This window comes from Pseudoduganella sp. R-34 (assembly GCF_049904655.1).
Taxonomy (GTDB): domain Bacteria; phylum Pseudomonadota; class Gammaproteobacteria; order Burkholderiales; family Burkholderiaceae_D; genus Rugamonas.
In genome coordinates this window covers 4,264,866-4,285,393 of the sequence record NZ_CP184572.1, presented here as the reverse complement: position 1 = coordinate 4,285,393, position 20,528 = coordinate 4,264,866, and the positions used below count along the sequence as shown (strand labels likewise).

Here is a 20,528-nt window from a genome sequence, read left to right as displayed (position 1 = left end):
CCATGACCAGACCGTTGCTGGCCGCAGCCTTGCTGGCTGCCGGTCTGTCGCAGGCCTATGCGACAGACATGATCATCACGAACGGCAAAGTTGCCACGATGGCGCGTGAAGGCAGCTTCGCGCAGGCAGTAGCCATCAAGGGCGGCGTGATTACTGCGGTGGGCAGCAATGCCCAGGTGCTCAAGCTGAAGAAGCCTGGCACGCAAGTAATCGATGCCGGCGGCCGCACGGTCATTCCCGGTTTGAACGACTCCCACCTGCACATCATCCGGCAGGGCCTGAACTACAACGCCGAGCTGCGCTGGGACGGCGTGACTTCGCTGAAGCGCGCCATGCAGATGCTGCGCGAGCAGGCCGCCCGCACGCCGGACGGAGCATGGATCAAGGTGGTGGGCGGTTTCAACGAGTTCCAGTTTGAAGAAAAGCGCCTGCCTACGCTGGAAGAACTGAATGAGGCGGTGCCGGACAAGCCGGTATTCATCCTCTACCTGTACGGCCTTGGCTTCGTGAACAAGAAGGGCATTGAAGTCCTGGGCTACGACAAGGACACCAAATACAAGGACGGCGTGGTGGAGCTGGGCACAGACGGCAAGCCGACGGGCCTGCTGGTCGCCAAGCCGAACGCGATGGTGCTGTACTCCACGCTGGGTAAGACCGGCGCGCTGCCGCGCGATCAGCAGCTGAATTCCACCATCCAGTACTACCGCGAAATGAACCGCCTCGGCGTGACCAGCGCGATCGACGCTGGCGGCGGCGGGCAGGCTTATCCAGACGACTACGCGGTCAGCCTGGAACTGGCCAAGGGCGGCAAGCTGGCCGTGCGCACTTCCTACTATCTGTTCGCGCAAAAGCCGGGCAAGGAACTGGAAAACTACCAGCGCTGGCTCACGATGACCAAGCCTGACCGCAACGACCATATGTTCTACGCCAACGGCTACAACACCGAAGGGGCAGGGGAGAACCTGGTGTGGAGCGCAGCCGATTTCGAAAACTTCCTCGAGCCGCGCCCGGAAATGCCGGGCCATATGGAAAGCGAACTGGAACCGGTGCTGCGCCTACTGGTGAAAAACCGCTGGCCGTTCCGCATCCACGCCACATACGGCGAATCGATCGAGCGCGACCTGGCGGTGATCGAAAAGGTCAACCGCGAAATGCCGTTCAACGGTTTGCGCTGGTTCTTCGACCACGCCGAGACCATCACCGATGATCAACTGGCGCGTGTGAAGAAGCTTGGCGGCGGCGTGGCTGTGCAAGACCGCATGTACTTCCAGGGCGAGCATTACGCCAAGCGCTATGGCGCGCAGGAGCGCCAGATGCCGCCGATCCGCAAGATGCTGGAGATGAAGATCCCGGTCGGCCTAGGCACGGACGGTACCCGCGTATCGAGCTATGGCCCGTGGCCGTCGATTTACTGGGCGGTGACCGGCAAGACCGCGGGCGGCATGCCGATGTGGCAGGCCAGGGACCGCCTGAGCCGCTACGAAGCACTGAAGCTGATGACCCAGGGCAGCGCCTGGTTCAGCGGCGAAGAAAAGCTGAAAGGTCAGATCGCCAAAGGCCAATACGCCGACCTGGTGATCCTGCCGAAGGACTATTTCAGCATCCCTGAAGCCGAGATCAAGACGCTGGAAAGCGCGCTGACCGTGGTGAACGGCCGCATCGTCCACGCCGGCGCCGACTTCGGCCAATACGCCCCCGAGTTGCCGCCCGTGCAGCCCGAATGGAGTCCAGTCAAATACTACGGCGGCTACCAGAACCACTAGTACTGACCAGCCCGTGTCACACCCTGGGGTCTGGCCCCAGGGTGTGACACGGGCTCAGCTGTAGGTGTTGCGGGTGGGCCATTGACTTATTGGCGGCATGGTCAATACTTCCTTGACCGCCCACCCCGCCCGAAGGTGTTCCTATGGATCTGCTGCAATACCTGCCACGCGTCGATCTGGCGCGCAGTGAAATCGTCGACCGTGGCATCGAGGTGCAAGCGAGCTTCAGCACCGTGTGCGCAGTGGAGTATATGAAATCCCATAACATCGCTCCCCACATCATCCGCCGTGTCTTGCTGCAACCGGCCCAGCGGCGCTCGGCAGCCTGGGTTATGCACAAGAATTAACGAAAAGTAACGCGCGACTTTAATTAGTTAAAGAACGCATGTGAGAATTGGTGAGATTTTAAGTCCTTGATTTTTAAGGTGCTTTTTTCTGCACATTGAACAGGCAGTTTGTTGAAAATGGCGTCGTTGAGGGCTGTTTGCCTTGTCAAGACCCCTTTATCAACAAAGATATCCACAAACAATGTGGATAATTGGAAAAGCCCTTTTCAATCCGCGACTTACCGCGTTTTACCGGGAATTCGGCGGTAGATGGCGCTAAAATAACTACTGTACGTGCATACAGTGCTTAATTCAGGATGCGTCCCGAAGCCTTGAAACTGCCCGGCTCGGCGCCCGGCTGGACCTGGATATCCACAGTGGAGGCCGGCTGGCCGATGACCAGGTGCCCCGACCATGCTTCGCCGTTCTGCAGGCCCTGCAAGATCGCCGCAAATTGCTCGCGGTGCTGGTTGTATTTTGCTAGTTGCGACTGCAGGACTTGCAGGTCCGCATAGTTGCGCAGCGAGGAAATCACGGTGGTGAACAGCTTGCGCGTCGTGAGGTCGGTCTTGCACCAGAAATCGTTGATGTCGTAATCGAGGATGATGCTGTGTTCGAGCGCCTGGCCGGGCTGGCCGGTGCGCAGCACAATGCGCACCAGTTCATTCTTAAGCTCGGAGCGGATCTGGTTGGCCACGCGCAGGCCGGCATCGCTGGTTTCCATGATCACGTCCAGCAGCACCAGCGCCACGTCGGGGTTGTTGCGCAGGGTGGTCAGGGCTTCTTCGCCGGAATAGGCGTGCAGGAAGCTGAGGCGGCGTCCCATGAAGCATGCATTGCTGAGTGAAAACTTGGTGACGACGTGGACGTCGACGTCGTCGTCGACGATCAGTACCCGCCATGGAGCGGGATTGGCGCCTGGAGCCTGCTCGGCGGAACTGGCTTGCGCCTCGTCGTCGATCATCCATCCTTCGCTTGAATCGTCGTCAGGAACTTTCACGTCCATGCATTTTCCTTTGTCGGTTGTGGACACACTATTCCGCGCCAGAACTTTTGTCAAAATATTTTCCGAAGGCTCAGTGAGTTGCAAAATGGCACGCACTCTACCGTGCTAAGTCATTGATTCTATTCAGACTAATCGATTGCCAAAGAATTGGGCAATTTGTTGAAAGCCGCGCCGTTAAAGGCGGAACGGGCTGTCAAGACCCGCTTCTCCACACGTTTATCCACAGCAGAAGTGGATAACTGGAATTTCGTCTTTAAAAACTTCGCATTACGGCAATTTTATCATCCGGACTATGAAGCCGCTGCCTTGAGACGGTTCAATTCGTCGAGAAATCGCTCGCAGGCCAGCCCGGGCGGCCAGGGTTCCCAGGCCGGTTCGCCATACAAGGCCTGCAATGGATCGTCATGCAGGGGCACGGCGTGGATCTTCAAAGTGCGGCGCACCTCTTCATTGCTCCAGCCCACCACGTGCACCGCTTCGCTGGCCGCGGCCAGCCGGTCGGCGCGCTTGTGGACCTGGTATTCCTTCGGCGTCCAGGCCGGCAAGCCATAGCGCAGGAATACCGCTTGTTCCAGCCGCTGGCTCAATTCGCGGAAGCTGTCGCCGAGGAAGGGTTTGAGCACGGAGATGCAATCGAACCCCAGCAAGCCTTCTTCGGCGTCGTGCAGCAGCTCGCGTAGCGAGCGCAGCGGGTCGAGCGGGGCGGGCGACCACAGGCGGCGCAATTGCAGCACCGTGATCGAATGCTGGGCGACGGAGAGGGGCAAGGGCCAGGCCGAGTGGCCGCCCCAGCGATAGGTGCGTGCCAGGCCCAGTGCGAGGTCGGCGTCATCCCAATCGAAGGGCGTGGGGTCCAGCAAGTCCAGCCGGCGGCCGGATGGCATGCGCACCCAGGCGCGTTGAGTCGTCATGCCGCTATCGTATCGTCGCGACGCAGGTCGGTGCAAGCTTGCAGGATAAGTGTTTCAAGTTCGGGCAACAGTGCGGCGGCCGACTGCAGGTCGCCGGCGGCGCTGGCCTTTTCCATTTGATGGCACAGGGTATGCAGTTCGGGGGCGCTCAGGTAGCCGCAGCTGCCTTTCAGAGCGTGGAAGGCGCTGGTGGCGCCTTCGCCATCGCCGTTCTGCAGGGCCAGGCGGCCTTCGTCCATGCGGCGTGGCGCTTCCTCAAGGAAGGCCTGGGCGATGCGCTGCTGGTGGCGTGTTGTCATGCCGCTGAGGGGCAGGATATGGATCGCCGGGCTGGCCGGCTCCACGCCGAACATGTCGTCCAGTTCCGCCAGCGTGGGCGCGGTGCGCGGCAGGCTGCGGCCGCGATTGAGCAATTGCGTGATGGTCTTTTCAAGCTGGTCGAACAGCAGGCGTTCATCCACCGGCTTGCTGAGGAAAGCGTCCATGCCGGCCGACAGGTAGCGTGCACGATCGAGTTCGTTGGCGTTGGCGGTAAGGGCGATGATCGGTATCAGCGGATCGCGCGACGGGTAATCCTGGCTGCCGCCCCGGCGCACCAGGCGGGCCGCCTGCTCGCCATCCATTTGCGGCATGCGGCCATCCATCAGCACCACGTCGAAATCGCGTTCGTGCAGCGCGCGCAGCGCTTCCAGGCCGTTTTCCACGACGGTCGCTTCATGGCCCATGCCTTCCAGCAGGGTGCTGATGATGATCTGGTTGGTGCGCACGTCTTCGGCGCACAGCACGCGCAAGCGGTAGGCGTGGCGCAGGTTGGCCGGGATCTTGACCGGGTCCTGCTCCAGCGGCCCGCCCAGTGCCAGCGGCAGCGAGAAGCGCAGCGTGGTGCCCTTGCCGAGGCGGGTATCGGCTTCGATCTGGCCGCCCATCAGGCCGACCAGCTCCTTGCAGATGGCCAGGCCAAGGCCGGGACCGTCGGCCTGGCGGGTGGAAGAGAGGTCGGCGGGCTCGAATTTGCGGAACAGGCGCGGCAGCATTTCCAGTGGAATGCCCGGGCCCGTGTCGCTGATGCTGAAGCTGACACGGGCCAGCCCGTCAGCCGTTTCGCCGGAAGCGCGCAGCCGCACTTCGCCGCGTTCGGTGAACTTGATGGCATTGCCCAGCAGGTTGAGCAGGATCTGGCGGATGCGGTTGGGGTCGCCCTGCACATGGCGCGGCAGGCCCGGCGCCAGTTCGCAGCGCAGCAGCAGGGCCTTGGCGTCGGCCTGCGGGCGCAGGATGGTGATGGCTTCGTCAATGATGTCGATCAGGTCCAGGTCCTGGGTGTTGATCGACAGGCGGCCGGCGTCGATGCGGGAGAAATCGAGCAGGTCGTTCAGGATCGCCAGCAGGGCTTCGCTGTTTTTCAGGCCGATGCGCAGGTATTCCCCGGTACGGTCGGCGATGGTGCGGTCGCGCAGGGCAAATTTCAGCATGCCGATCACGCCGGCCAGCGGGGTGCGGATGTCGTGGCTCATGGCCGCCAGGAAGTCGATGCGGTGGCGGCCCAGCTTTTCATTTTGAATCTGCGTTTGCCTCAGCGCGGCCTCCCGCGCCTGTAATTGCTTCTTTAGGCTGCGGTTCTCCCATATCAGCAGGATAAACGCCGCCAACCCCAGGATTAATAAGAGGGGCGCAAGCAGTTCAATAAACGATGCAAACGAAGAAAACAAAATATTAATGATCTCCTCAATAGCAATTATTGTAATGGACAAATAATCATGGCGCGATACTGAATTGTTATGCCCCGCTGCACTCGTGTATGATCCCGGCTATGTTAATTTCTCCTGAACAAGGGCTGGCCTTCCTGGCCGCCGCCATGCTCATTACCGTATCGCCAGGTCCGGACAACCTGATGGTATTAAGTATGGGCATGTCCCGTGGACGCAAGCAGGGCGTGGTATTCGGCCTCGGTTGCGCCCTGGGCTGCCTCAGTCATACGCTGCTGGCCGCACTGGGCGTGGGTGCGCTGATTGCCGCATCGCCTGCAGCATTCACCGCGCTCAAGGTTGCGGGGGGACTCTACCTGATCTGGATGGGATATGGCGCACTGCGCAGCAAGGGCGGCGCGCAAGTGGGCCAGGCGGCCCTGCCGGAGGAGTCCTTGGGCAAGCTGTTTGCCAAAGGCTTGTTCGCAAATGCGATCAATCCGAAGGTGGTGCTGTTCTTCCTGTCCTTCCTGCCGCAGTTCGTGGTGGCAGGGCGCGGCGATGCCAGCTGGCAGACCGCGCAACTGGGCCTGGTCTTCACGCTGCAAGCCTGCCTGCTGTTTGGGGCGCTGGGCTACTTCTCGGGCGCCGTGGGCAAATGGATCAACCGCAATCCGCGCGCCGGCCTGTGGCTGGACCGCGGCGCCGGCGCGATCTTCGTCGGCCTGGGCTTGCGCCTTATCGTCGCGCGCTGATCGCGAACCTCAGTTCCAGTTCGTCTTTCACCGATAGTGCGCCGCCGAAAACGGCAAATGGCGTAATGCCGAAATCGGTCTGCTTGACGGTGAAGGCGCCGCTGGCCTGCAGGACTGCACCATCCTCGCGCAACTGCAGCGGCACCTGGAATGCGCGCGTCACGCCATGCAGCGTGATTTCCGCGCGCAGCTTGTCTTTCATTCCCGGTTCGAAGGCGGCCCGCACCAGCACCCATGGATAGGCTTCGGCTTGCAAGACCTTGCTGAACATATTCCTCCGCGTGCCGTCAATTGCGTCGGCCGAAGGCTGGGTCTCGAGCCCGGCTTCCTTGCGTAGCGCTGCCTCGTCGACCGTCAACTGGTCCAGGCGGAAGCGTAATTCAGTGCGGCCCTGTTCGACGTCCACGAAACCTTCAATCTGGCGCGTGGCAACGACGTGGTCGTGGCCCATGCGAGCCAGCGGTCCGCCACGGCGAACCGTCATGGCGATCAGCGATTCGCCCGCCATGATCCGGTGCGCCGAGCGGCTGGCCTGGAGCGCCGGGGCCGCGCTTGCCGGTGCGGCGGCAGGGGGCGCTGGAGGCTGGGTGCCACAGGCGGAAATGGCCAAAAGCGCCGCTAAAAGCGCGCTTCGAAAAGTCCATTTGCAAATTTTTTTTCGCATTGTGACTATTGGAGAGTTTCTATTATAAAAAGTGTACTATCTTAAACGAAGTCGTGATGTTTTCGTTTTCGAGAATATCCCCTTGCACTTTCAAATCTCTCCCGATTTGAATCCCTTTACCCGCGCAAATGACGCGGGTATTTTTTTGCCCGGGATTATTGGCTACCTTAATGAACTCCTAAGCCTTAGGCGGCGGAAAGCTGGCAAAGTACGTCCATAGCGTACAGCATCCCTGTACGCCGGGTTGCCGGATTCCTCAATCCGGCACGGTTTCTTCTATCCCCGCGCCCTAAAAAGCGTTTTTCACCGGCCCCCTCCAAATGGCCGGTTTTTTTTTGCCCATCTGTAAACGGTATCGCTTGCCTAGATATCGATAACATAATTTTAAGGCAAGCTGCAGGGGTGCGTGCTATATTGGCCTGATATCGATAACACGAGAGGAGACGCTCGGGTTTCGGTATGTCCCTTCGACATTGGTTAATAAGGATAATCATGCATAACCATTCACTAAAGGGCGGGGTCATGGCCGGGTTCAGGGTATTGGCCGTGGCGGCAGCGATCGCCGCTTCATTTCAGCCCGCTTACGCAGTCGACTATGTAGCAACACCTGTCTTGCAACCCGTTATTAGCGCTACCGGGATCAAGCATCCGGCGCTCGGCATCACGCTGGAGCAGCTCGAGTACGCACGCGCCCAGGTGCGCGCCGACGTCGAGCCGTACAAGACTTACTACAACACCCTGGCTACGGTCTGCTGCAATTACGCGAACATCAACCTGCTGCCGACCAATCGCGATTCGACCAAGATCGATACGCCCAACACGCCCAACTTCAACGGCAATACGGCCCAGGTGCGGCTGATCAACGATTCGCAGGGCGCGCTGACGCAGGCCATCCTGTATTACATCACTGGCCGCAACGAGTACCGCCGCAATGCCATGCGCATTCTGCGCACCTGGAGCAATATGAACAAGGATGGCTATGCCTACTATCCGGATGCGCATATCCACACCGGCGTGCCGCTGTTCCGCATGCTGGCTGCCGCCGAGATCATGCGCTACACGCCGGGCGATCCGAGCTACACCGCCTACCCGCTGGTCTGGACCGACACCGACACCCAGAAGCTGAAGGACAACCTGGTCGACCCGATGGAGCGCACCTTCTTCGCCAGCAACGAGCGCTTCATGAACCAGCATGTGTATTCGATCGTGGGGCGCATGTCGGGGGCGATCTTTACCGACAACCGCGCGCGCTATGACGAAACCGTGGAATGGATGACGGTCAACTCCACCTCGACGCGGCAGGACATCAATGGCGCCATCCTGCCCCTGATCCCCCTGATCGAGGCGGACAGCCCTTACAATAAGTACGGCTATCCCTTCTACCAGATCCAGGAAATGCAGCGCGACCAGGCCCACGGCGGGGACAATGTCGACAACCTGACCGGCCTGCTGCGCCTGGTCACGGCCCAGGGCACCAAAGTGGACCCGTTCACCGGCAAGCCTTCCACCTCGGGCGACGCGGTGAGCGTCTACAAGTTCGGCGGCAACCGCGTGCTGATGGGCGCCAATGCCTACGCCCAGTTCATGCTTGGCTATGCCGCGCCGTGGGCCGATACCTCGGGCGGCACCTCTTCCCAATCGGAAGCCTATCGCGGCCGCCTGTACGAAGTGGGCGGCATCCCCGAGCTGTATAACGTGTACAAGTACGAAGAGGGCGTGGACGTCGATGTCGAAGCGCCATTCCTGGCGGCCGCCAACGCGCATTCGAACGAGTTCGTGACCCGCTGGGGCCCCGGCGCGCCGGCCAACAAGGACATGGGAGCGGAAGCCTTCCTGTCGCTGCCCAAGGCGCTGACCGGGGCGGCGTTGCCGCCCAACACGGGCATGCTGGAGACGGAACGCAAATCGATCTACCTGAAGGGCGACTGGAGCAAGGTGAGCGAGGGCGACCGCACCTTCGGCCATGCCAACGTCACGCCGGCCGGCGCTACGGTGGTGTTCACCGACGTGCAGTACGCCGACCGCGCCAAGTACGCGCCGGCCGGCATCATGATCCGCACCAATGCGGTCACCAAGCTTGCCGCCAGCGCCACCGAAAGCGCCAGTCCTTGGTGCGAAATGACGGTGCCCGACACGCAAGGCCAGTGGCGCTATATCGTGCCTGACACGTCGTGGGCGGCCACGCCGGGCAAGCGCCAGGGCGACAATATCATGTACTTCAAATTCACCGGCGCCGAAGGGGCAACGGTGGACGTGGACTTCGTGAACATGGCCGCGCCGACCCAACTGACCCCGCCGCGCTTTGCCATGCCGGTGTTCCCGGCCACGGAGCTGGTGGTGCAGGGCGTGCCTTACCAGGCGACCTACACGGCCACCGATGCCCAAGCCGGCGATACGGTGGTCTACAAGGCGATCAGCATCCCGGATGGCGCCACGCTCGATACCTCGACCGGCGCCTTCAACTGGACGCCGGCTGCGGCGCAAAGCGGCTTGCATGACATCGTGATCAGCGCCACCGACGGCATTTCCATCAGCACCATGACCGCGCGCCTGAGCGTGCAGCCGGACCGCGCCAGTGCCTTTGCGGCGGCGCAGGGCGGCTATGACCCTGCCAGCGTTTACACCACGCCGTCGCTGGCGACCTTCCAGCAGGAGATTGCCCCGCTGCGCGAGCAGATGATGACGGTGTCCGATGCCGATTTTCCGGCCCTGCTGAAATCCGTGCAGGCGGTGGTGGCCAAGCTCGAGCTGCTGAACCCGCGCGTTGCGCTGGACGGCAGCCTCGATTGGAGCAAGCACATGGTGACCACCACCACGCTCGACGTAAACCGTGTCGGCCTGCTGGTGGACGGCGACTACAACAGCACGTCGGGCGACTTGCGCAATGTCGTGACCATCGACTTCGGCGCCGACTATCGCGTGTCCGTCGACGCCTTCGGCATCCAGGCCCGCTTCATGTTCGCCAACCGTTCACAGGGCATCAATATCTACGGCTCGAACGACAATTCGAACTGGACCTTGCTGACCAGCCGCGAAACCACCGATACCAGCAACCGCAACTTCGAGCTGGAGACGATTCCTGTGCTGCCAGGCCTGTCGGAACAACGCTATCGCTACTTCATGGTGCGGGTCGACCATCCGGGCCCGCCGACCGATCCTGCCTATCCGGGCATTTCCTCCTATAGCGAATTGCGCTTCCATGGCGACCGCTACGACCTGCTGACGCCAGTGGACGTCACGCCGATCGTCAAGATCCAGCAATCGGGCCTGAACATGAACCGCTTCACGCAGAAGTACACCGGCAACGTGACCATCGTCAACGCTACGGACCATACCGTCAGCGGGCCGCTGCAATTCCGGCTGTACGGGCTGACGCCGGGCGTGACGCTGGATAACGCGACCGGCATCAAGGATGGCGTGCCCTACATCACGCTGCCGACCCTTGACCTGGCGCCGGGCCAGAGCGTGACCGTGACGACGACCTTCAGCAATCCGGCCAAGGCTGCCATCGGCTATACCCGTCAACTTTTCAGCGTCAAGTATTGAGGACACCATCATGAGTAAACTGCAAACTATGCTGGCGCGGCTGCTGTTGGCCGCAATGCTGGCCTGTGGTGCGGGGCAGGCTGCCGCCGGGCCCTTGTACAAGGTAAGCGTCGACACCGCCTCGCTGGGCACCGGCCCGGCATTCCTCGGCCTGTATTTCATCGGCCTGGCCGATGCGACGCCGGCCACCGCGCTTGTCACCAACCTGGCAGGCGAGCTGCTTGGCACGCCGGACGTGAGCGGGACTGTGTCCGGCGCCGCGCCTGGCCCGCTTGCATTCAGCAATGCCGATGGCGGCAGCGACTGGGTGCAGGCGGTGACGCTGGGCGGCGTGTTCTCCTTCGACGTCAACCTGCTGGTGGGCCAGGGCGATGCCGGTTCGACCTTCGGCTGGGCGCTGTTCAACGACACCAGCTATCTGGGCGCCGACGGCGACCTCGGTACGGTCTCGGTGCAGCCTGTCCTGGGCGGCAACCCGCAGTTCGTCCTGGCCAGCGCCAGTCCGCTGGTTGACGTGCAGGTGGTTGCGGAACCTGGCACCGCCTGGCTGCTATTGCTGGCAGGCCTGCCCCTGCTGGCATTCACCCGCCGCCGCGCCTGACGCGGCTGGCCCCGGCGTGGGGGCGGAAAAGCAGCTATGATGCAGCGATTCCGTGAAAGGAGCCGCGATGATCGACCTGTACACCGCCGCCACGCCGAATGGCCACAAGATTTCCATTGCGCTGGAAGAGCTGGCGCTGCCTTACGAAATGCATGTGCTCGACCTGGGCAAGAACGAGCAGAAGGAGCCGTGGTTTACGGCCATCAATCCGAACGGGCGCATTCCCGCGATCGTCGACCGCGGCAACGATGGCTTCGCGGTGTTCGAATCGGGCGCGATCCTGGTCTACCTGGCCGAGAAGACCGGCCGCCTGATGCCGCAGGACGCCAAGGGCCGCTCCCTGGTGCTGCAATGGCTGATGTTCCAGATGGGCGGCATCGGCCCGATGATGGGCCAGGCCAATGTCTTCTACCGCTACTTCCCCGACAAGATCCAGCCTGCCATCGACCGTTACCAGGGCGAGTGCCGGCGCCTGTTCCGCGTGCTGGACGGCCAACTGGCGCAGCATGAATTCCTGGCCGGCGACTATTCGATCGCCGATATCGCCAACTGGGCCTGGGTGCGCACCCATCGCTGGTCCGGGGTGGAGACCGAAGGCCTGCCGCACCTGCAGCGCTGGATTCGCCAGGTCCGCGCCCGTCCTGCCGTATTGCGCGGCATCGAGCGGCCGCCGAGCAATGTGTTGGATCGCGCCGACAGTCAGGAGAAAGTAGAGCAATTTGCGGCCGAGGCGCGCAAAATGCTGGAAACCGGCCAGTCGCGCTGATCACAACACCAAGGAGACCCAATGAAGCTGTACACCGCCCCGCGCGCCCCGAATCCGCGCCGCGTCGCCATGTTCATGGCCGAGAAGGGCATCGCGCTTGAATTGCAGGCGGTCGACCTGGGCAGGGGCGAACATCGCAGCGAAGCTTACCTGGCGGTGAATCCGTTCGGCCGCGTGCCGGCGCTCGAACTGGACGATGGCCGCATCCTGTGCGAAACGCGCGCCATCTGCACCTATCTGGAAGGCCTGCACCCGGCGCCGAACCTGATGGGCGAGGGCGCCGAGGAGCGTGCCTTCATCGAAATGGCCGATCGCCGCATGGAGCTGCACCTGTTTGCCATTGCGGCCAACAGCATCCGCCACTCCCATCCCGGCTTTGCGCCGATCGAGAATCCGCAGTTCGCCGACTTCGGCGCTTCGCAAGGCGAGAAGTTCCGCGAGAACGCGAAATGGCTGGATGGCGTGCTGGCCGCGCAGCCTTTCGTGGCGGGGCCGCGCTTCACCATTGCCGACATTACCGGCTTTTGCGCCATCGAGTTTGCGCGCGGGCTGATGAAATTTCGTCCCTCCGACCACGGGCTGCAGCACTTGCAGGCATGGCGCGACCGCATTGCCGACCGTCCAAGCGCCACAGCAGGGGCCTGAACGATGAAAATGGCGCAGCGCCGGCGCTGGCTGGGCTGCATGCCGGCCGCCATCGCTGCAATGGCGGCGGCTTCCTGGCCGTTGCGCACCCTTGCCAGGCCCCGGCCCCTGCGCGCGGTGGCCCTGGCCATTCCACCTTTCGCCGTACTCGACGCAAGCGGCCGCAAGAGCGGCCTGTTCGTGGAAGCACTTGAGCTGATCGCCCGCGAGTCGCAGCGCCAGGTCGAGATCACCCTTGCCCCCTACGCGCGCGCCATCGCCATGCTGCGCTCGGGCGAGGCGGACCTGATGATCGCCACCTCCAACTCGGCAATCGCGGAAGCGGCCGAACCCATGGGCATGTTGTGGACGACGGAAGTCATCGCCATCGGGCGGGCGGGCCTCAAGCTCGACGGCCTGCAAGACCTGCGGGGCCGCACGGTGGGCATGTTGCGCGGCTCGGATTATGGTGCTGCCTTCCTGGACGACCGGGAATACCGCAAGCATGAAATCACCGACCAGTTGCAAGGCATACGCATGCTGCAGGAGGGGCGGCTCGATGCCTCGGTCGGCACGCGCCTGGCGGTATTCCACGCCATGCGCTTGCTGGGCGTGCCGCGCGCGCGCCTGGGCGGGGTGCTGGCGGTGCAGTCGCGCGAGATCCACCTGCACCTGAGCCGCCATAACGCCGACGAGGACCTGGCGACGGAACTGCGCCGCGCCGTGCATGCATTGCGCAGCAGCGGCAAGGCTGATGGGCTGCTGGCTAGGTACCTGGCCGGACTGCCGCCTGCCTGAATTTCCCTATGATCCCGCTGGGGAAGAAGTAGATGGCGAGGATGAACAGGATGCCGAGCCAGAGCAGCCAGCGGTCCGGGTGCAGGGCGGCCGCCAGCACCGGCACGCCGGCCATCGCGCCTGCCGCTTGCGCCATCAGGGACTTCAGGTAATTGTTCGCCAGGATGAACAGGACGGCCCCGATCACGGAACCGTACATGGTGCCCATGCCGCCGATGACGACAATCAGCAGGATGTCGGTCATGACCTCAAAGCCCAGCGTGGTCTTGGGGCCGACATAGCGCGCCCACAACGCCATCAGGGCGCCGGCCAGCGCGGCGGCAACGGCGCCGATGCAATTGGCTGCGATGCGATAGACCACGGTGCGGTAGCCCAGGGCCTCGGCGCGGAACTCGTTTTCGCGGATCGCCTGCAGCACGCGCCCGAAAGGCGAGTTCACAATGCGCAGCAGCGCCAGGAAGATCAGCACCGTGCAGGAAAACACGATGTAGTAGGTGAGCACCTTGCCGTCCACAATGCGGCCCATGAATTCGCCGAATTCGTTGGCGGGAGACAGCAGGTCTGGCACGTCGAAAGTCTTGCCGTCCTCGCCGCCGGTCCAGGCCGACATTTGCGATGCCAGCACCGCGAACGAAGACGCGACCGCCAGCGTAATCATGGCATAGAAGATGGCGCGCACGCGCAGCGCAAAAAGCCCGATGACGAAGGCCAGGACCAGCGTCAACGCCAGCGCCGCCGCCAGGCCCAGTGCCATGTCGCCCCAGGCGGGTGTGGGACTGTCGAAGCCGAGGCCGACACCGTAGGCGCCGATGCCGAAGAACATCGTATGGGCGAAGGACACGATGCCCGTGTAGCCGATCAACAGGTCATACGAGGCGACCAGGACGATGTAGATGCAGATGGTGGCGGCGGTGTTGAGCGGCCGGGCCCCGCTGGTGATGAAGGGCGCCAGCGCGAGTCCCAGCACGACCACAAGCAGCAGGACGGACAGGGCGCGGCTGCGCGGCAGGTCGCCGGAAAGAAGGGTGTTCAGCATGTCATTTCCTCGACAGGCCGGCTGGCCGCCAGAGCAGGATGGCGATCATCAGCACGATATGGGACACGAGCGCCAGCTTCGGCGCCAGGAAGCCGGCGTAATTGGCCGTCAGTGCCATCAGCAGCGCGCCGATGAAGCAGCCGCTCACCGAGCCGAGGCCGCCGATGATGATCGTGATGAAGACCATGACCATCACCTCGCCGCCCATGGAAGCGGTCAGTGTTTCCTTGTACAGGCCCCACATCACGCCGCCCAGGCCCGCCAGCGCGGAGCCGGCCGCGAATACCGCCACGAACAGGCGCCGGATGCGGTAGCCAAGTGCTTCGACCATCTCGCCATTTTCCACGCCGGCACGGATCAGCAAGCCGAGCTTTGTGCGGTTCAGCACCAGGGTGAGCGCGATGAACACCAGCACGCCCACCGCCACGGCCAGCAAGCGGTATTTTTCGATGGCGGCGTCGCCCAGCACGAGGGCGCCGCGCAGGGCGGTTGGCAGCGGCATCGGCTTGTGGTCGGCGCCCCAGAGCACGTGGATCAGCTGCTCGACCACGATCATGCCGCCCATCGTGATCAGGATCTGCTTCAGGTGCTGGCCGTAGACCGGCATGATGATGAGACGTTCGAAGGCCCAGCCCAGTGCTGCCGTCACGGCCATCGCCATGACGATCGCCAGGCCGAGCGCGGCCAGGTTCATGCCCAGCGAATCGGCCTCCATCCAGCCCTGCATCGGCACCAGCACCAGCGTGGCGGCGAAGGCGCCGACGGAGACGAAGGCGCCGTGGCCGAAATTGAGCACGTCCATCAGGCCGAACACCAGAGTCAGGCCGCTGGACATGATGAAGAGCATCATCCCCATTGCCAGACCGGCCACGGTCAGCGTGAGCCAGGTCGGCATGCTGCCCACCAGCGGCAGCATGGCCAGCATCAGGGCCGGCACCAGCAGCATTGGTATATAGTCGCGCGGAACGGATGGCATTGGCGTGCGGCTCCTTATTGGTGTGAATCGAGGGCCAGGCCGAGCAGGCGCTCTTGCAAGGCGCGGTCGGCGGCCAGTTCGGCCATGGCGCCGCTGTGCACGATGCGGCCGTCGTCCATCACGGCCACGGTGTCGCCGAGCTGGCGCACGAAGTTGAAGTTCTGCTCCACCAGCAGCACCGTGGACTGGCCCTTGAGCTGGCGGATCGCGTCGGCCAGGTTCTTGATGATGGCCGGCGCCAGGCCCTTGGTCGGCTCATCGATCAGCAGCAGCTCGCGCGGCTCGATGATGGCGCGTGCAATGGCAACCATCTGCTTCTGGCCGCCGGACAGCTTACCAGCCGGGTAATGCCAGAATTTTTCCAGCGCCGGGAAGAAGGAGAAGATCCACTGCAGCCGCGCCGTATCCATCGGGCCGCTACGCGCCGCAAGGTAGAGGTTTTCGCGCACGGTCAGGTCGCTGAACACAGCCATCGACTCCGGCACGTAGGCGATGCCCGCCTGTGCGATATCGGGCGTGCGCAGCTTGCCGATGTCGCGGCCGTTGAATTCGATCTGGCCGGCGCTGGCCTGCCACAGTCCCATGATGGTGCGCAGCGTGGTGGTCTTGCCGGCGCCGTTGCGACCCAGCAGGACCGCCAGGCCGCCGCGCGGCACGGCCAGGTCGACGCCTTGCAGGATGTGGTATTCGCCGATGTGCGTGTGCACGCCGGACAGTTTGAGCAAGGCCTCATTCATGGCTTGCGGTCCCCAGGTAAGCTTCCTGCACGATGGCGGACGACATGACGGCAGCGGGCTCGCCGTCCGCCACCAGGGCGCCGTTGTGCAACACGATGATGCGATCGGCCAGGGCGCGCACCACGTCCATCTTGTGTTCCACCAGCAGCACGGCCTTGTTGCGCTGCGCCTTGACCTGGTGGATCAGGTCCAGCACCACCGGCACTTCGTCCACGCTCATGGCGGCGGTCGGTTCGTCGAACATCATCACTTCCGGCTCCAGCGCGAGCATGATGGCCACTTCCAGCTTGCGCTTGTCGCCGTGCGACAGCGCGGCTACCGGCGTATCGCGCCGCGCCGCCAGCGCCACGCGACCCAGGTAATGGTCGGCGCGATCGATCAGTTCCTTGTGGCTGGACCAGATCGACCACAGCTTCATGCCGGCATTGGCGCGCGACTGCACCGCCAGCCTCACGTTCTCGTGCACCGGCAGGTGAGGGAACAGGTTGGTGAGCTGGAAGGCGCGGCCGATGCCCTTGCGGGTGCGTGCGGCCGGACCGCTGCGCGTGATGTCTTCGCCCCGTAGCAGCACCTGGCCGCCGGTTGCCGGCAACTGGCCCGACATGAGGTTGAAATAGGTGGTCTTGCCGGCGCCATTCGGGCCGACGATCACGGTCAGCTGGCCCGCATGGAAGTCGGCACTGACGTTGTCGACGGCCGTGTGGCCGCCGAAGCGGATCGTCAGGCCGCGTGTTGACAGCAGTGGAGTCATCGTTTCAGCGCCGCTTGTTCTTGATCGGGACCGGCAATTCGGAAGCCGGAATCTCACGCACCAGTTCCAGCAAATCCCATTCGTCCTTCTGGTCTTTCTTGATGCGGAAGTGGTACATCGCTTGCATGGCTTGGTGGTCGTCCTTGCGGAAACTCATTTTTCCCTTCGGCGTATCGAACTCCATGCCTTCCATGGCGGCAATCATCTTCTGCGTGTCGCCGCCGCCCGTTTTGGCCAGGGCGGTGTAGACGGCGCTGGCTGCCGTGAAGCCGCCCGCCGTGAACATGTCCGGCGGTTTCCCGTGCCGCTTCCGGTGCTCGGCCACGAACCAGTCGTTCATCCTGTTCTTCGGGAAGGCGTAGTAGTAATAAATCGTGCCTTCGGTGCCGGCGAACGATTTCCACGTCTTCAGCACCGGCAGGATGTTGCCGCCGGGAGCCAGCGTGATACCGTAGCGTTCCGGCTTCATGTCGGCGATCTTGTTCATCGGATTCGGGCCGGCCCAGATGATCTGCAATACCCGCGGCTGCGGCGCATCCTTCAGCTTGTCGAACAGGCGCTGGGCCGGGGCGGTGAAGTCGGTCGCGTTCTGCGCCGCGAATTCCTCGTGCACGATGTGGGCTTTGGAGCCGGTCAGCCTGAGGGCCTCGCGCGCGGCCGCCACGGCGTCCTTTCCGAAGGCATAGTCCTGGGCCAGGAAAGCCACGCTGCCTTGCTTGAAGGTGGTGGCGGCAGCCAGGCCGTCCTGCATGGAATTGCGCGCAGTGCGGAAGATGTACTTGTTCCATTTGGCGCCGGTGATCGCGTCGGCCACGGCCGGCTCCACGACCAGGACCTTCTTGTATTCCGCCGCGATGGGCAGCATGGCGATGGCGGACCCGGAGGAACTGGTGCCTACCGCGATGTCGACCTTGTCGTCGCCATAGGCCTCGGCCAGCAGGGTGCGACCCAGGTCCGGCTTGCTCTGGTCGTCCTTGACAAAGACCTTCAGCTTGCGGCCGTTGATTTCCATCCTGCCGCCGGTCAGGTATTCAAGTCCCATCATGAAGCCGGTCTCGGTCTCCCTGGCGTAGGGCTCCAGGATGCCGGTTTTGCCGGCGATGAGGGCGACCTTCAGTTCCTGGGCGCCGGCCAGGAGCGGCGCCAATGCAAGCAACAGGGCAATCAGCTTTGTCATCGATCAGTCCACACTGGCGAGGAAGTTGCGCAGCGCCTCTTGCGCGGCGGGCTCGGACAGCATCGGCGCGTGGCCGACGTCGGGCACCTCAGCATACATCATGCGCGGTGCTGCAGCACGCATGGCGTTGGCCTGGGCCGGCTCGATCAGGTCGGAAAGGGCGCCGCGTATCAGCATGGTGGGACGGCGCCGGGCCAGCCGGCGGAAGGCAAAGTGCGCGGCCATCGAGGTCGAGCGCAGCTTGTTGGCGCGGATCGGCACGGCGATGTTCGGGTCGTAGCGCATGGCCAGGGTGCCGTTGCCTTCTTCACGGAAGGCCCGGCGCGCCCAGCGCTCCCACTCCTGCGCCGTGTTGCCGGGGAAGGCGACCGCGTTGATGCCGCCGATGTAGTCCGCCGCCTGCTGCCAGCTCGTGAACTGTTCGCCCTTGCCGGTATAGCCGCGGATGCGCGACAGGCCGCGTTCCGACAGGGTCGGGCCGACGTCGTTCAGGACCGCCGCCGCGATCAGCGCCGACTTGCGCAAGGCCAGGGTCATGGTGATCAGCCCCCCCATCGATGTGCCGATGAAGACGGCGCGCTCGATGCCCAGGTCGTGCGCCAGCTTGACGACGTCGTTGGCGTACACCATGGGCGTGTAACGGTCGGGCTGGGAGTCGTATTCGGAATTGCCGCGGCCGCGCACATCGACGGCGATCACGCGCCGGCCCTGGGCCGCAATCCATGGCGCGACGTCTTCAAAGTCGGCCGAATTGCGCGTCAGGCCGTGGATGCAGATCACGGGCAGGCGCGCGGGGCCGCTGGCGGCAGGGTAGTCGCGCGCATACAGGCGCAGGCCATCGTCGCTGGTGTAGCTGATCTCGGAATACATGGTCCTCGTGGGCAGCGTTGCAGGAGCGTGCAGTGTGCAAGAAATGCATCGGCGCGGGAACCGGAGGCCGCGCCCACTGTGTGTGCAATTTTGCACAGCAACACTACAGCGAGGGAAAATGATGCACAATGGGCCGCATGAAAACCCTGCCCGAATGGACTGACCTGCGCTTCTTCCTTGAGCTGGCGCGCTCCGGCACCTTGTCCGGCGCCTCGCGCCGGCTGGAAGTGGAGCACACCACCGTCTCGCGCCGCATCGACCGCCTGGAGCAGCAACTGGGCGCCACCCTGTTCGATCGCTCGCGCGAGGGCTATGAACTGACCGAAATGGGCCACGCGGTGCTGCCCCATGCGGAAGCGATGGAAAGCGCAGTGCTGGCCGCGCAAGGCCAGTTGTCCGGCACCGAAGTCGCGATTCGCGGCGTGGTGCGCCTTGGGGTGCCCGAAGCGCTCGGGGTGCGCTTCATCACGCCGCTGCTGGCGCAATTCCTGCAGGATTATCCCGAGCTGTCGGTCGATCTGCTGGTCCAGCCGCGCTTTGCAAACCTGGCCAGCCGCGAAGCCGACCTGGGCGTGACGCTCGACGCGCCCAACACCGGACGCTACATGGTGACGCGCCTGGCGTCCTTCCGGCTGTACGTGCACGGTTCGCCTGACTACCTGGCCCGCCACCCGCCGATCCAGAAACGCAGCGACCTGGCCGGCCATGACTTTGTCGACTACGTGCAGGACCGCCTGGCCAGCAACGAGCTGAACTTCCTTGATGAACTGGGCGTCAACCCGCGCCGCCGCCTGTGCTGCACGGGCATGCTGGCCCAGGCCGAAGCTGCCGCCGCCGGCCTGGGCCTGATGATGGCGCCGCCTTACATGGCAACGGACGGCCGCCTGGTGCCGGTGTTGCAGGACGAGGTATTCGTCGAGCGCGCCTACTGGCTGGTGGCGCCCGTCGACTTGTACCGGCTGCCGCGCGTCAGGGCGGTCTGGAACTTGCTCCGCTCGTTTGCCGAATCGCGCGCCAGCCTTTTCATCTCGAACAAATAGGGCAGCTCACCCGAAATCTCGATCCGGTGCAAGTCTGGATCGGCCCGGTCCGGCAGCGGCGCCCGTTGCGCCAGCGCCTGCAGAATGGGCGCCGGGTCGTAGCTCCAGTCCACCATGTAGCGGCAAGGGTCGCCTTCGCGCACCTTCATCAGCGCCAGTTCGAACTGGGACACGGAGACCACCAGCGGGTCTTCATGCCCGGCCAGGAAGCCAAGGAAGGCCAGCGGCTGGTACTCGCGGAACGGCGAGATGTTCTCCTGCCGGATGAAGGCTTGCAGCGCTTTCTCCAGCAAGCCGGCCTGGCGCAGCAATTCGACGGTCAGCACGCAGCTGCGTTCGAGCACGTAGATGCGCCACAGCAGCACATTGCCGCGCGCTTCCTGCAGGTCGGGGGAATCGGCAACCCGGTGGAAATAGGGCGCGTCGCCGGGCCCGGGCTGGTAAGTGGCGCGCATCAGGCCAAGCAGGATGCGCTGGTGGCTGGCCAGGTCCATGT

At 63.5% G+C, this 20,528-nt stretch carries 20 protein-coding genes; 9 read left to right on the top strand and 11 right to left on the bottom strand.

The window, feature by feature from the left end:
* Positions 1–2 precede the first annotated feature (2 nt).
* Together ACN9MW_RS19500 and ACN9MW_RS19495 are read left to right on the top strand one after the other, a co-directional pair.
* The gene (locus ACN9MW_RS19500; protein WP_426162149.1) at positions 3–1,763 is read left to right on the top strand and encodes an amidohydrolase; all 1,761 of its coding nucleotides are present in this window, start codon (positions 3–5) and stop codon (positions 1,761–1,763) included.
* A gap of 143 nt (positions 1,764–1,906) precedes the next feature.
* Entirely contained in the window at positions 1,907–2,110 is a 204-nt protein-coding gene (locus ACN9MW_RS19495; protein WP_426162148.1) for a hypothetical protein, read from the top strand.
* 286 nt (positions 2,111–2,396) lie between these two features.
* On the opposite strand, the gene ACN9MW_RS19490 is transcribed toward ACN9MW_RS19495, so the two are convergent.
* The 3 genes from ACN9MW_RS19490 to ACN9MW_RS19480 form a co-directional block, all read right to left on the bottom strand.
* Positions 2,397–3,095, bottom strand: a complete 699-nt coding sequence (locus ACN9MW_RS19490; protein ID WP_426162147.1) for a hypothetical protein — start codon at positions 3,093–3,095, stop codon at positions 2,397–2,399.
* Between the two features lie 290 nt (positions 3,096–3,385).
* Positions 3,386–4,006 carry a phosphohydrolase gene (locus tag ACN9MW_RS19485; RefSeq protein WP_426162146.1) on the bottom strand — a complete coding sequence of 207 codons (621 nt, stop codon included), beginning with the start codon at positions 4,004–4,006 and terminating at the stop codon, positions 3,386–3,388.
* Positions 4,003–5,715 carry an ATP-binding protein gene (locus ACN9MW_RS19480; protein WP_426162144.1) on the bottom strand — a complete coding sequence of 571 codons (1,713 nt, stop codon included), beginning with the start codon at positions 5,713–5,715 and terminating at the stop codon, positions 4,003–4,005. Before ACN9MW_RS19480 ends, ACN9MW_RS19485 begins: the two co-directional genes overlap by 4 nt.
* A 101-nt stretch (positions 5,716–5,816) precedes the next feature.
* Between ACN9MW_RS19480 and ACN9MW_RS19475 the strand changes: the two genes are divergently transcribed.
* Positions 5,817–6,446: a LysE family translocator gene (locus tag ACN9MW_RS19475; RefSeq protein WP_426162143.1), complete on the top strand. Its 630-nt coding sequence runs from the start codon at positions 5,817–5,819 to the stop codon at positions 6,444–6,446.
* On the opposite strand, the gene ACN9MW_RS19470 is transcribed toward ACN9MW_RS19475, so the two are convergent.
* Complete coding sequence (locus ACN9MW_RS19470) at positions 6,430–7,056, bottom strand: YceI family protein (RefSeq protein ID WP_426162142.1); 627 nt, start codon at positions 7,054–7,056, stop codon at positions 6,430–6,432. The genes ACN9MW_RS19475 and ACN9MW_RS19470 overlap by 17 nt on opposite strands.
* Positions 7,057–7,722: 666 nt before the next feature.
* On the opposite strand from ACN9MW_RS19470, the gene ACN9MW_RS19465 reads away from it, so the two are divergent.
* The 5 genes from ACN9MW_RS19465 (at position 7,723) to ACN9MW_RS19445 (ending at position 13,445) form a co-directional block, all read left to right on the top strand.
* Positions 7,723–10,656, top strand: a complete 2,934-nt coding sequence (locus ACN9MW_RS19465; protein WP_426162141.1) for a putative Ig domain-containing protein — start codon at positions 7,723–7,725, stop codon at positions 10,654–10,656.
* A 10-nt stretch (positions 10,657–10,666) separates the two neighbouring features.
* Positions 10,667–11,257, top strand: coding sequence for an NF038129 family PEP-CTERM protein (locus ACN9MW_RS19460; RefSeq protein ID WP_426162140.1), 591 nt, complete (start codon positions 10,667–10,669; stop codon positions 11,255–11,257).
* A 67-nt stretch (positions 11,258–11,324) separates the two neighbouring features.
* Complete coding sequence (locus ACN9MW_RS19455; protein WP_426162139.1) at positions 11,325–12,023, top strand: glutathione S-transferase family protein; 699 nt, start codon at positions 11,325–11,327, stop codon at positions 12,021–12,023.
* 21 nt (positions 12,024–12,044) lie between these two features.
* Positions 12,045–12,668, top strand: a complete 624-nt coding sequence (locus ACN9MW_RS19450; protein ID WP_426162138.1) for a glutathione S-transferase family protein — start codon at positions 12,045–12,047, stop codon at positions 12,666–12,668.
* Between the two features lie 3 nt (positions 12,669–12,671).
* Positions 12,672–13,445 carry a substrate-binding periplasmic protein gene (locus tag ACN9MW_RS19445; protein ID WP_426162137.1) on the top strand — a complete coding sequence of 258 codons (774 nt, stop codon included), beginning with the start codon at positions 12,672–12,674 and terminating at the stop codon, positions 13,443–13,445.
* Here ACN9MW_RS19445 and ACN9MW_RS19440 read toward each other — a convergent pair.
* From ACN9MW_RS19440 to ACN9MW_RS19415, 6 genes are read right to left on the bottom strand one after another with little or no spacing between them, the layout of a single operon-like run.
* Entirely contained in the window at positions 13,414–14,481 is a 1,068-nt protein-coding gene (locus ACN9MW_RS19440; protein WP_426162135.1) for a branched-chain amino acid ABC transporter permease, read from the bottom strand. The two genes, ACN9MW_RS19445 and ACN9MW_RS19440, sit on opposite strands and share 32 nt — an antisense overlap.
* A gap of 1 nt (position 14,482) precedes the next feature.
* Positions 14,483–15,457, bottom strand: a complete 975-nt coding sequence (locus ACN9MW_RS19435) for a branched-chain amino acid ABC transporter permease (RefSeq protein WP_426162134.1) — start codon at positions 15,455–15,457, stop codon at positions 14,483–14,485.
* A 14-nt stretch (positions 15,458–15,471) separates the two neighbouring features.
* Entirely contained in the window at positions 15,472–16,194 is a 723-nt protein-coding gene (locus tag ACN9MW_RS19430; RefSeq protein WP_426162132.1) for an ABC transporter ATP-binding protein, read from the bottom strand.
* Positions 16,187–16,936, bottom strand: coding sequence for an ABC transporter ATP-binding protein (locus ACN9MW_RS19425; protein ID WP_426172244.1), 750 nt, complete (start codon positions 16,934–16,936; stop codon positions 16,187–16,189). The genes ACN9MW_RS19430 and ACN9MW_RS19425 overlap by 8 nt, the downstream gene beginning before the upstream one ends.
* 13 nt (positions 16,937–16,949) lie before the next feature.
* A complete protein-coding gene (locus tag ACN9MW_RS19420; protein ID WP_426162131.1) occupies positions 16,950–18,122 on the bottom strand; it encodes a substrate-binding domain-containing protein in 1,173 nt (390 codons plus the stop codon).
* A 3-nt stretch (positions 18,123–18,125) separates the two neighbouring features.
* Complete coding sequence (locus tag ACN9MW_RS19415) at positions 18,126–18,992, bottom strand: alpha/beta fold hydrolase (protein WP_426162130.1); 867 nt, start codon at positions 18,990–18,992, stop codon at positions 18,126–18,128.
* A 128-nt stretch (positions 18,993–19,120) separates the two neighbouring features.
* On the opposite strand from ACN9MW_RS19415, the gene ACN9MW_RS19410 reads away from it, so the two are divergent.
* Complete coding sequence (locus ACN9MW_RS19410) at positions 19,121–20,032, top strand: LysR family transcriptional regulator (protein WP_426162129.1); 912 nt, start codon at positions 19,121–19,123, stop codon at positions 20,030–20,032.
* Here ACN9MW_RS19410 and ACN9MW_RS19405 read toward each other — a convergent pair.
* Positions 19,918–20,526, bottom strand: coding sequence for a hypothetical protein (locus ACN9MW_RS19405; RefSeq protein WP_426162127.1), 609 nt, complete (start codon positions 20,524–20,526; stop codon positions 19,918–19,920). The genes ACN9MW_RS19410 and ACN9MW_RS19405 overlap by 115 nt on opposite strands.
* Between the last annotated feature and the right edge of the window lie 2 nt (positions 20,527–20,528).